The 11,040-nt window shown below is 64.6% G+C and carries 13 protein-coding genes and 1 pseudogene; 9 read left to right on the top strand and 5 right to left on the bottom strand.

Annotation, left to right across the window (positions count from 1 at the left end; genetic code table 11):
- Window positions 1–246: pseudogene (locus AC1DXS_RS20100) on the top strand (IS21 family transposase); the annotation flags it as partial.
- 98 nt (window positions 247–344) lie between these two features.
- Here the strand turns inward: AC1DXS_RS20100 and AC1DXS_RS20095 are convergent.
- On the bottom strand, window positions 345–1,556 hold the full coding sequence (locus AC1DXS_RS20095) for an MFS transporter (RefSeq protein WP_477739226.1): 1,212 nt from the start codon (window positions 1,554–1,556) through the stop codon (window positions 345–347).
- A gap of 164 nt (window positions 1,557–1,720) precedes the next feature.
- On the opposite strand from AC1DXS_RS20095, the gene AC1DXS_RS20090 reads away from it, so the two are divergent.
- Both AC1DXS_RS20090 and AC1DXS_RS20085 read left to right on the top strand, forming a co-directional pair.
- Window positions 1,721–2,086, top strand: a complete 366-nt coding sequence (locus AC1DXS_RS20090) for a VOC family protein (protein WP_477739225.1) — start codon at window positions 1,721–1,723, stop codon at window positions 2,084–2,086.
- A 140-nt stretch (window positions 2,087–2,226) separates the two neighbouring features.
- A complete protein-coding gene (locus AC1DXS_RS20085) occupies window positions 2,227–2,682 on the top strand; it encodes an SRPBCC family protein (RefSeq protein ID WP_477739224.1) in 456 nt (151 codons plus the stop codon).
- 38 nt (window positions 2,683–2,720) lie between these two features.
- Here AC1DXS_RS20085 and AC1DXS_RS20080 read toward each other — a convergent pair whose 3' ends face one another.
- The 3 genes from AC1DXS_RS20080 to AC1DXS_RS20070 all read right to left on the bottom strand — a co-directional run bounded on the left by AC1DXS_RS20080 (window position 2,721) and on the right by AC1DXS_RS20070 (window position 5,501).
- Entirely contained in the window at window positions 2,721–3,497 is a 777-nt protein-coding gene (locus AC1DXS_RS20080) for a tetratricopeptide repeat protein (protein ID WP_477739223.1), read from the bottom strand.
- Window positions 3,498–3,578: 81 nt separating this feature from the next.
- Window positions 3,579–4,283: a hypothetical protein gene (locus tag AC1DXS_RS20075; RefSeq protein WP_477739222.1), complete on the bottom strand. Its 705-nt coding sequence runs from the start codon at window positions 4,281–4,283 to the stop codon at window positions 3,579–3,581.
- A gap of 27 nt (window positions 4,284–4,310) precedes the next feature.
- Window positions 4,311–5,501: an aminotransferase-like domain-containing protein gene (locus AC1DXS_RS20070; protein ID WP_477739227.1), complete on the bottom strand. Its 1,191-nt coding sequence runs from the start codon at window positions 5,499–5,501 to the stop codon at window positions 4,311–4,313.
- A 120-nt stretch (window positions 5,502–5,621) separates the two neighbouring features.
- Between AC1DXS_RS20070 and AC1DXS_RS20065 the strand changes: the two genes are divergently transcribed.
- From AC1DXS_RS20065 to AC1DXS_RS20040, 6 genes are all read left to right on the top strand, one after another.
- Entirely contained in the window at window positions 5,622–6,218 is a 597-nt protein-coding gene (locus AC1DXS_RS20065) for a TetR/AcrR family transcriptional regulator (protein ID WP_477739221.1), read from the top strand.
- 58 nt (window positions 6,219–6,276) lie between these two features.
- Window positions 6,277–6,807: an SRPBCC family protein gene (locus AC1DXS_RS20060; protein ID WP_413328329.1), complete on the top strand. Its 531-nt coding sequence runs from the start codon at window positions 6,277–6,279 to the stop codon at window positions 6,805–6,807.
- Window positions 6,797–7,219 carry a PaaI family thioesterase gene (locus AC1DXS_RS20055; protein WP_477739220.1) on the top strand — a complete coding sequence of 141 codons (423 nt, stop codon included), beginning with the start codon at window positions 6,797–6,799 and terminating at the stop codon, window positions 7,217–7,219. The genes AC1DXS_RS20060 and AC1DXS_RS20055 overlap by 11 nt, the downstream gene beginning before the upstream one ends.
- Window positions 7,220–7,361: 142 nt before the next feature.
- Window positions 7,362–7,652: a helix-turn-helix domain-containing protein gene (locus AC1DXS_RS20050; RefSeq protein ID WP_007873948.1), complete on the top strand. Its 291-nt coding sequence runs from the start codon at window positions 7,362–7,364 to the stop codon at window positions 7,650–7,652.
- 52 nt (window positions 7,653–7,704) lie between these two features.
- Entirely contained in the window at window positions 7,705–9,024 is a 1,320-nt protein-coding gene (locus tag AC1DXS_RS20045) for a type II toxin-antitoxin system HipA family toxin (RefSeq protein WP_477739219.1), read from the top strand.
- Complete coding sequence (locus AC1DXS_RS20040) at window positions 9,021–10,013, top strand: AraC family transcriptional regulator (RefSeq protein WP_477739218.1); 993 nt, start codon at window positions 9,021–9,023, stop codon at window positions 10,011–10,013. Before AC1DXS_RS20045 ends, AC1DXS_RS20040 begins: the two co-directional genes overlap by 4 nt.
- A gap of 3 nt (window positions 10,014–10,016) precedes the next feature.
- On the opposite strand, the gene AC1DXS_RS20035 is transcribed toward AC1DXS_RS20040, so the two are convergent.
- Entirely contained in the window at window positions 10,017–11,027 is a 1,011-nt protein-coding gene (locus AC1DXS_RS20035) for a Bug family tripartite tricarboxylate transporter substrate binding protein (RefSeq protein ID WP_477739217.1), read from the bottom strand.
- Between the last annotated feature and the right edge of the window lie 13 nt (window positions 11,028–11,040).

The raw sequence follows: 11,040 nt of genomic DNA, 5'->3' as shown, positions 1-11,040 counted from the left end.
GCGACATTGAATGTCATCAGGCGATGGGCATTGAGGGATCAGATGTCCATCCGCGAGATCTCAAGGCGTACAGGCCTGGCTCGCAACACAGTGAAGAAGCACCTGCGATCGGAAGAGAGCGAGCCCAGCTACCAAAGGCGGGCAACCGCAAGCAAGCTCGATCCCTACGCCGAGAAGCTGGCCACCTGGTTGGTCATCGAGGCAACAAAATCGCGGAAACAGCGGCGCACTTTGAGGCAGATCCACACACTCAGCCCAAAAAGGAGAAAACCAAGAACTTATCCACATCGTGAGCACCTTCTGCTCACAAAGAGTGTGGGTCAATATTCGATGGAAAACTCGGGTCAGACTTCAGTGGAATTCAACACCACCACGGCGCTGCTGCCTATATGGCCTATCAAGGCCGCGGCCAGCACCACACCCAAAGACTGGCCCAGGAACAGGAAAGACGCAAACAGCGAAACGGCCGTGCCGCGCGCCTCAGGCACCATTTGCGTGGCGTTGGCCTGCATGACGTTGTGGAACATGAAAAAACCAAAGCCGCCCACCAGGCTGGCCGGGATGGCCGGGCCCCAGTGCGGGATGTAGGCAATTACCAGCGCGCTGATGCCGAGCAGCCCGCCGCCCAGCAACACCAGGCCGTGCTGGCCCAAGCGGGGGATAAGCGCGCGGCCGGCGGCCATATAGCCGACGCCGCCCAGGCCGAAGAGCGCCACGATGGCGCCTGCGGCCGAGAGTGACAAACCCAAAGCATGGTGCAAGTGCGAGGCCCACATGGCCAGCACCCCAAAACCCATGGCGCCTTCAATCACGGCCAGCAGCAGGATGGTACGGGGCCAGGGGCGGCTGATGATGAGCAAGGTCTGTTTGAGGAAATGCGGGCGGGCCGCGGGTGATTCGAGTGCTGGTGTTGGGGCTGCCTCTGCCTCGGTCTCTGCTTTTGGCAGTGCCTGCTGCCGGCGCAAATCACGCCAGAGTAGCGAGCCGACCGTGCCAAACAGCAGCACCAAAAACGCAAACGCCCAGCGCCAGCCGAGGGCATCGGTCAACAGCCCGCCCAGCAACTGCCCGCACACAATGCCCAGGGTGCTGCCCAGCCCCGTGCGGGTGAGCATTTCCTGCAGCTCGTGGGGCGGCACGGCGTCGCCTATCCAGGCCATGGCCAGGGGGATCAGCGCGGCCGCGCCCAGCGCCATCAGGATTCGGGCGAGCAGCAGCACGTCCAGGCTGTTGGCGAAGACGGCCATCAGGCTGCCCACGCTGCAGCCCAGCGCGGCAAAGGTCACGATGCGGAACTTGCCCAGCCTGTCGCCCAGCGGGCCGTAAAACAGTTGCGAGATACCGTAGGTGACGGCAAACAGCGACACGACTTGCGCCGCCTGCGCCAGGCTGACGCTGAAGACGCGTGACAGCTCGGGCAGCATGGCATCGCAAATACGCTGGGCCACCATGCTGGCGAAGGTGGCGCAAGACAGCAGCAGGATGGAGCGGCGGGTGGCGGGAGAAATCGACGAAGAGGGGGCGCGAGTGGCGCTGTGCGCGGCGGCGGAAGTCATGAAGGTGAACAAGCCCGGGTCAGGTGCCGCAGGCGACACACCCACGCTGTATCGGATTGTAGGCAAACACCCGCGAACCGTATGGGCAAGGGGCATGGCGCCCTATCGTCATTTCGCCCTGTGCAAAATGGCAGGTCGATTGAGAGCCAACCCCTGGAGACACCATGCCCGCCCAAGCCGAGAAACCCGAGAACTGCCGCATCAATTATGTGGAGCTGAACGTCAGCGACATTGACAAAGCCAAAGCCTTTTACGGCAAGGCGTTCGGCTGGACGTTTACCGACTACGGCCCGCAGTACACCGAGTTCTCTGACGGGGCGATGAAAGGCGGCTTTACGACACAGGCCGCGCCCTCACCCGCCGGCGGGCCGCTGGTGGTTTTGTATGCCGACAGGCTGGAGGCCGCCCGCGACAGCGTGCTGGCTGCGGGCGGCACCATCAAGCTGGAGATTTTTGCCTTCCCCGGCGGGCGGCGCTTTCATTTCCTGGACGCGGACGGGTATGAGCTTGCGGTCTGGTCCCAGGAATGAAGCGGGACCGGACAGAAAATATTCAAGATTTCTCAAACACCATGTCGATTCCGCCGTGGGCCGTTCGTCGTAGAGGTAGAGGGCGGCCCCGCCTTCTCTCTTCTCTCTTCTGTCTCTGTCATTCACCAAGGAAACACACCATGACCATCCCTGGCACCAACACCGTCAAGCTTCACCGCGTTCTGCAGTCCACCCCTGACCGGGTGTACCGCGCCTTCCTGAGCCCCGCCGCCATGAGCAAGTGGCTGCCGCCCAACGGCTTCACCGGCACCGTGCATGAAATGGACGCCAAGGTCGGCGGCAAGTACCGGATGTCATTCACCAACCACACCAACGGCCACAGCCACTCCTTCGGCGGCACCTACCTGGAACTCACGCCCGGCGAGCGCCTGCGCTACACCGCCAGCTTCGACGACCCCAACCTGCCGGGCGAGATGACCACCACCATCACGCTGGCCAAAGTCTCTGCCGGCGTGGAAATGCATGTGGTGCAGGAAGGTATTCCGTCAGTGATCCCCGCGGACCAGTGTTATGTGGGCTGGCAGCAGTCGCTGGTGCTGCTGGGCAAGCTGGTGGAGGTGGAGATCAACGAGTAAGGACACGCCACGGGCTGCGGCTCGCCGCCGGGCCAGCTTCAGGGCGTGGCGGCAGGTGCGCGCTGCGCAGGCCGCTGGCTGCGGACGTAGTTCAGCTCGTTCTGGGCACGCCTGTCGTTGCGGTCGAGTTCCAGGCACTGGAGGTAGATTTTTTCGGCATCGTCCCAGCGGCCTTGCTCGACATACACATAACCGAAGCCGCGCCAGGCGCGGGACAGTTCTGTGTTCTTCACGTCGGGCGGAGAAAACTCTTTGGCGGCGGCTTCGGCCTGTTCAAAAGTCTTCAGGGCCTGGGGCCAGTTGCGCTGGCCCAGGTACCAGTTGCCCAGTTCGCCCAGGTACTGCGCATTGCGCGGCGCCAGGGCCAGCGCGGCTTCCAGGGCGCTGCGCGCTTCGATCGGGCGCCTGAGTTCAATCAGCGCATAGCCCTTGAGGTACCAGGCGTCGGACCAGATCTGCGGCACGATGATGGCGCCCCGCTTGGGCTCTTGCTTGGACGCCGCCGCTTCCACGAGGTACATCAGGCTTTCCAACTGCCAGCGGCCGGTGTAGGGCCTGGATGCCTGGCCCTGGTAGCGCAGCTCATAGGCGGCGATGATTTTGTCGAGGTGCTCGGTGATGGCGCGGGCCGACTGGCCGGTCTGCACCAGCTGGGCGGCGGCCATCAGCTGCTGGCCGAGCGCGGCGTCTTCAGGGCTGAGCGCCGCGGCCGCTAGCGGGGGTGCTGCCGGCGCGGCGGGCTGGCTGAGGGCGGGGACGGCGCTCAGGAGCGAGAGCGCCGCCGCTGCCAGCCATGCCGTTGGTTGTTTTGACATTTCGCGCATCGTAAGGCTCCAGGTTAGCGGAATAGAAGTAGCAGGACGGAGCAGTGGGGCCCGGGGAGGAGGCCTTGGCCGTCAAGTTTTGCAAAACAGGAGTTGGCTGAGCTTGAACACGGGCAGGTTCAGATTGGGCCCCTGAGCGTCCATGCTGCCGCCCCCCAGCCCCGCCACGTCGACGAAATTCTCGTCTGCTTCGGAGCCCTGTTCGCGGCTAAACCAGACGACTTTTGATTTGTTTTCAAACGCTACACCGTAAATCGTGTCGGACGTTATCTTGGTGGCATACACACAGGCTTTGCGATGGTCCATGGACTGGTACCAAAGCTGCCTTGCGAACTGCATAGGGCCAGTGAGCACCGTGCCGACGAGCACCAGGACAGCGAGCACACCAGCCCGCCAATGCTTGGGGTGGTGGATTTTGGTGACCAGAACCACAAAGGTGGCGATCCACAGCAAGCCCTGTGCAAAGAGCAAGGCGAAATCCTGGGCCAGGTCGCTGTGGTAACCCTGCAGCTTGTCGAGTTCGCTCAGCAAGGTGCAGCAGATCGCACCATGCAAAACCAGCCAGGGCCAGTTGCTGTACTCGGTGCCGCGCCTAAACCTGATACCGATCACCAGGATGCTGTAAGCCACAAAAAAGAACTGGTCAACAAGATCGGCTTGCGGCACAAACCAGAGGACAGCGGCAAGAGGCAGCCATACGGCCGCTTCGCACAGCAGCCTCCTGAGGACGCCGGCAGGCTTCGCAAGAGCACCCTCAACCGGCACATCAAGATTCATGTGAAGCCCACCACGTCGTGCCACGCCTTACAGCGCCTTGCCCAGCCGCCCCACACCCTCCTCAATCTTCGCCACATCGGCCGTGGCAAAACTCAGCCGCAGCGTGGCGAGGTCGGGGTTGGCCGCGTAGAAAGGCGCGCCGGGCACAAAGGCCACGAGTTGTTCGATCGCCTTCTTCGCGAATTCGCCGGCGTCCTTGCTTTTGCCACCCGCGCCCGTAAGGCGGGCCCAGAAAAACAAACCGCCTTGCGGCTGGGTGAATTCAATCGCGTCGCCGAGTTCGCGTTTCAAGGCATTGCCCATGGCGGTGGCGCGTTCGCCATACACCTTGCGCACGCGCTGGAGGGTGTCGGGCATGCGGCCGGCCTTGAGGTATTGGGCGGCGGTGGCCTGGGCGAAGGTGCTGGTGTGGGCGTCGCTGAACTGCTTGCACATGGTGGCCTTGGCCAGCAACTCGGCGGGGGCGACCATCCAGCCTACGCGGAGACCCGGGCTCAGTACCTTGCTGAGGGAGCCGCAGTGGGCGAGCAGCTCGCGGCTGCCGGGCACGGTGGGGCTCAGGGCCAGCAGCGAGGGGGGTGGGGCTTCACCGAAGTAGAGATCGCCGTAAGGATCATCTTCAACGATGAGGGTCTGGTGCTTCACGGCCATGGCCAGCACCTGCTTGCGGCGCTCCAGGCTCAGCAGCGCGCCGCTGGGGTTGCCGAAGGTGGGGATCAGGTAGACAAACTTGGGCTTGTGCTGGGCGATGAGTTTTTCGAGCTCGTCGGTCTTGACGCCGTGGGCATCGATGGGCGCGCTGATGAGTTCGGCGCCGTAAAGGCGAAAGCACTGGATGGTGGCGAGGAAGGTCGGGCCTTCGACGATGACCTTGTCGCCGGGGGAGATCATGGTCTTGCCGAGCAAATCAAGCGCCTGCTGGCTGCCGGTGGTGACGATGAGGTGCTCGGGGGCGACGTCTTTGGCACCCTTGGTGGCCATGAAGGCGCTGAGCTGTTCGCGCAGCGGGCCGTAGCCTTCGGTGGCGCCATATTGCAGCGCGCCGCCGGGCTCTTCGCTCAAGGCTTTGTTGCTGGCTTCCTGGATGCCGGCCACGTCGAACATGGCGGGGTCGGGGAAGCCGCCGGCAAAGCTGACGATGCCGGGCTTGCCCAGCAGTTTGAAGAGTTCGCGGATGGCGGAGGTTTCAACGTTGTTGAGGCGGTCGGCAAAGTGCAGGGGCATGTTCGGTTTCTCGCTTTCTGGGCTGCATTGTCGCCAATTTGGGCGCGGCCTGCCCGCGGCCGGGCCGGGCGGGCAGTGGTTGACAGAGTGTTGGTCTAGAGTAATACTCTAGTCATGAGCTCCGCCGCTACCCCATCCTCCACTGCATCCACTCGCGATCGCCTGCTTGAGGCCGCCACCAAGGTGTTCCTGGCCCAGGGCTTCACGGCCGCCTCCATGGACATGGTGCGCCAGGAGGCCGGCGTGAGCAACGGCAGCCTGTATCACCACTTCCCGACCAAGGCGCTGCTGGCCGATGCGCTGTATGCCCACATGCTGCGCGACTTCCATGCGGCGCTGATGCAGCCGATTGCCGGCAAGGCCTCGGCCCAGGCCGGCGTGAAGGGCCTGGTGCGCGCCTACATCCAGTGGGTACTGCAGCACCCGGACCAGGCGCGGCTGCTGCACGCGCTGCGCCGCGGCGGCGACATGACGGACGGTGCCGAGACCAGCACCGCCAACGAGCAGGCCTTTGGTGCGCTAAAAACCTGGATGGAACAGCGTGTGGAAGCCGGCGAGTTGCGGCCTATGCCGTTTCATGTGTGGATGGCGCTGGTGTTCTCGCCGGCGTTTTCGCTGACGCAGCGCTGGGTCAACCAGCCTGTGCCGGCCGTCGCGCCCAAGCTGCGGGCCGCGCTGGAACACGGCGCCTGGATGGCCGTGGCGGCCTGACCGATACCCGGGAACCCCACCCCAAGAACCCCAGAGAAATTCAACAAGGAGTGTCCGTATGAAAGTCGTAAACGTTCACCAACGCCTGCTGCATGCGAGCCCCGAACGCGTGGGTACGCTGATTGACTCGCTGGGTTCTCCGGCGGATGCGCTATGGCCGGGGTGGGACTGGCCGCGCATGAAGTTCGACAGGCCGCTGGCCGTAGGCGCCATCGGCGGCCATGGCCCGATACGCTATACGGTGGAGGCCTACACACCGGGCCAGTCGGTGCGCTTCCGGTTCACCAGGCCCAAGGGGTTTGATGGCTGGCACGGCTTTGAGGTATTGGACGCTACGCCCGCGCATTGCGTGCTCGAGCATCGCATCGAGATGCGAACGCGCGGCGCTGCCCTGCTCTACTGGCTGTTGGTCATAAGGCCGCTGCACGACGTGTGCGTGGAGGACGTGCTGTCGCAGACCCAGGTCTCGCTGGGCATTGAGCCCCGGCCTGTAGCGCGGACGGCGGGTGTACGGCTGCTGCGCTGGCTGGCCTCGGGCGGCCGCCGCCGGCCGGCACCGCCTTTTGCGGGGAGCCGGCATGCCCGCTGAGCAACCGGATGAGCTGCTGCGCTTCGGCCGCGAGGTATTGAGCCGGCAGCCTTTCAGCGCGCTGCTGGCCGCGCGGCTCGACGCCTTTACGCCCGGCAGCGCGGAGCTGTCGGTGCCGGTGGTGCCCGGCTTGCTGCAGCAGCATGGCTTTGTGCACGGCGGTGTGCTGTCTTATCTCGCGGACAATGCGCTGACCTTTGCCGGCGGTTCGGTGCTGGGCGATTCGGTGACGGCCGAGTTCAAGATCAACTACCTGCGGCCGGCCAGGGATGCCGAGCGCCTGCTGGCCGTGGCCACGGTGGTGGGCAGCGGCAAGACACAGGCGGTGTGCCGCTGCGATATTTTTGTGCTGCGCGGTGAGGAGCGCACGTTGTGCGCCGCGGCGCAGGGCACGATTCGCAAGGCGGCCTAGGGACTGTTAACAGACCCCAGGCCTCGCAAAATGCGGTGCCGGCGGGACAGTACAAGCCGGGCCATTTGATCGCCCTTGAACGATATATTGACAATATTGCATAAAAACGATATTGTGCAAATATCACTCAAAGGTGGTATTAATGAGCACGCTTCAAACCTTTCCCGTTCAGACATCGGCACAGCTGTCGGTGCATTTGAAATCGCTGCGAAAAGCACGCGGGCTGACGCAGACCGCGTTGGGTCAGCGCATAGGCGTCAAACAAGTCCGCATGGCCGATATTGAAAAAAACCCCGGCGCGGTAAGCCTCGACCAGTTGCTTCAGGTGTTGCACGCGCTGGATGCGCGAGTGCTGCTGGCAGACTTGCGGCGCTATGCCGAAACCGACGCACCACCCGCCCCCACTGCGAACAGCCCCACGGCCGATTGGTAGCCGGGGAAAACGCTTGAAAAAATCATGACGAGACAGTTTCAAAAGGTGGCCCATGGCATTCGCCGATCTTGATGTGTGGATGAACGGCCAGCACGTGGGCCTGTGGTTCTGGACGCGCACCGGCACCCCGGGCTTTCGCTACGACGAGAACTGGCTGCGCTCGCCCCAGGCGCGCCCGCTGTCGGTCTCGCTCCCCATGCCGGCCGGCGGCGGCGACGTGATGGGCGCCAAGGTCGAGCATTACTTCGACAACCTGCTGCCCGACAGCGGCCGCATCCGCGAACGGCTGCGGCGGCGCTTCGGGACCTCTTCCATTCGCGCGGCCGACCTGCTGGCCGCCGTGGGCCGTGATTGCGTGGGCGCGCTTCAGCTGATGCCGCAAGGCCTGCAGCCACCGCCGCACGACCGCATCGACAGCACGCCGCTGAGCGATAACCAGGTGGAGAAGTTGCTGGGCGAGGTAACCGGGGACGGCGCGGAAGGCGCCTCGCTGGCGGATGATTTCCGGATCTCGATTGCCGGCGCGCAGGAAAAAACAGCACTGCTGCGCATAGGCCAGCGTTGGCACCTGCCTTCGGGCTCTACGCCGACCACGCACATCTTCAAGCTGCCCTTGGGCCTGGTGGGCAATATGCGCGCCGACATGACGGACTCAGTGGAAAACGAGTGGCTCTGCGCCACCCTGCTGGGGGAACTGGGGTTTGAGGTCGCGCCCACACAGATGGGCCGCTTCGGCGATCGAAAAGTGCTGATCGTGGAGCGCTTCGACAGGCGCTGGATGGACGGCGGCGCATGGATCGCGAGGTTGCCGCAAGAGGATTTCTGCCAGGCCACCGGGACGCCCGGCGACCTCAAGTATGAAAGCGATAGCGGCCCCGGCATACGCGCGGGCCTGGACTTGCTGGGCGGTGGCAGCAATGCACGCGCGGACGCACTGCATTTCGCGCAGGCCCAGCTGGCCTTCTGGATCATGGGTGCCACCGACGGCCATGCCAAAAACTTCTCCATCTTCCTGGAGCGCGGCGGCAGCTTTCGCATGACGCCGCTGTACGACGTGCTGTCGGCCTGGCCCATCATCGGCAATGGCCCCAACCAGGTCAGCCCGCGCCGCGCCCGCCTGGCCATGGCCTTGCGCAACAAGAACGCGCACTACCACCTGCACGAAATTCACACCCGCCACTGGGAAGGCCTGGCGCGGCAAAGCGGTGTTCCGGGCGCCTTCGACCAGATGGTCGCGCTGGTGCTGCAGGTGCCTGATGCGCTGGACCGCGTGGCCGCGCAGCTGCCGGCGGACTTCCCGGAACCGGTGTTTGCGGCGATACGCCGCGGCATGCTGGCGCAGGCCGAAAAGTTTGTGGATGAGCTGCCATGATGGAGCTGATGACCGGGCATCTTTCCCAACCCTCGGCCCACCGTGCCTACATCGCCCGCATCAACCGGGTGGTGGACCACATCAGCGCCAACCTGGCCGGCACGCTGGACTTGCAGGCGCTGGCCGACGTGGCGCATTTCTCGCCCTGGCATTTCCACCGCGTGTTCCAGGCAGTGACGGGCGAAAGCCTGGCCGACTGCGTGCGCCGCCTGCGGCTGGAGGCCGCCGCGCAGCGGCTGATTTTTACGCCGCAAACCGCATTGCAGATAGCGCTGGACGTGGGCTTTGCTTCAGCCGAGGTCTTCAGCCGGGCCTTTCGCGCCCACTTCGGCATGACACCCACGGTTTGGCGGCGCGGCGGCTGGCGCGACTGGGCGGAGCGCCACCAGATTGAACTGCGCAAGATTCATCAAGCCCAGCACAAGGCAAGTCAAGACGTGGCGGCGACGCTGTTCAAAGATAGAAACCTCTGGCCCGCCGGGCCGGTTTCATCTGAAAGAGGCTTGACGACCATGCACATCGAACTGAAGACCTTCCCCGCCATGCGCCTGGCTTACCTGCGCAACACCGGCCCTTACGGCCCGGCTGTGGCGCAGCTGTGGCAGCGCTTTGCCGCCTGGTGCGGCCAACAGGGTTACATGAACCCGCGCCGCAAGATGTACGGCATCAGCCAGGACAACCCCGAGATCACGCCGCCCGAGAAATGCCGCTATGACGCCTGCATAGAGGTGGACGGCAACTTCAAGCCGCAAGGCGACATCGGCGTGCAAAACTTCGGCGGCGGGCGCTATGCCTGCGGCCGCTTCACGGGCCGGCCGGGCAACGACGTGCACGACGCCTGGACGCATATGTTTGCGGTGTGGCTGCCGCAAAGCGGCTACCAGCCCGACAACAACCCGGCGCTGGAGCTCTATGAAGAAGACTTTGTGGTGGACCCCAAAACCGGCGCCTTCAGCTGCTGGCTGTGCGTTCCGGTGCGGGCGCTCTGAGAATCAATCGATGCGGATATTGGCGCGCGCCACCAGGGCGCGGTAGCGCGCGATCTCCGTATCCATCACGTCGCGCAATGCCTGCGGGCCCAGCATGGCGGGCTCCATGGATTGCAGCTGCAGCTTCTTGCGCACTTCGGGCTCGGCCATCACGGCTGTGAGCGCGTGCAGCACCCGGTCGCGCACGGCAGGCGAAATGCCGGCGGGCGCGGCGACCGCATACCAGCCATCCAGCAGGGCCGAGGACAACTGCAATTCGCCATACGCAGGCACGCCGGGCATGTAGGTCGAGCGCTTTTCGCTGACGACCGCCAGGGCGCGCAGCTTGCCGGACTGCACCAGCGGGTTGACCGCCGCCATGGTGTCTATGCCCAGGGCGACGTCGCCGCGCACCACGCCGATGTCGGCCTCGGCGCTGCCTTTGTAGGGGATGGCGGACAGCTTCACACCGGCGGCGTCGGCCAGCAGCTCGCCGGCCAGGTGCGGCGCGGAGCCGGAACCAAAGGTGGCGTAAGTCAGAGTGCCCGGATTCGCCTTGGCTTTGGCCAGGATGTCCTTGAGGGTTTTGTAGGGGCCGGTGAAGGACGTCACCAGCACCAGCGACGTGCGCGCGACCATGGCAATGGGCGAGAGCTGCTTGAAGGGGTCATAGCCGAGTTTGCTGCGCACGGCAGGGTTGACGGTGTAGCTGCTGGAGCCTGAGAACAGCAGCGTATAGCCGTCGGGCTCGGCCGCGCTGACCATGACCACGCCGATGGCGGTGGAGGCGCCGGGCTTGTTGTCGATGATGACCGGCTGGCCCAGGCGGGCACTGAGCCGGTCGCCGATGATGCGGGCCGACACGTCGGTGCCGCCGCCCGGCGGAAAAGGAACGACCAGTCGTATGGGCTTGGTGGGCCAGGCCTGCGCTTGGCCCTGCGCCTGCGCTTGCGACACGCCCGCAAGCACGAGGGCCAATGCGGCGGCCCCAAGAACAAGCGCGCGGCGCGAAGAGCGTTGTGGGGTGGATGGCATGGGCATCTCCAGG

This window comes from Polaromonas sp. P3_B1 (genome assembly GCF_056402935.1).
Note: the sequence above shows the minus strand (reverse complement) of the source record. Positions and strands in the feature narration are given on the sequence as shown.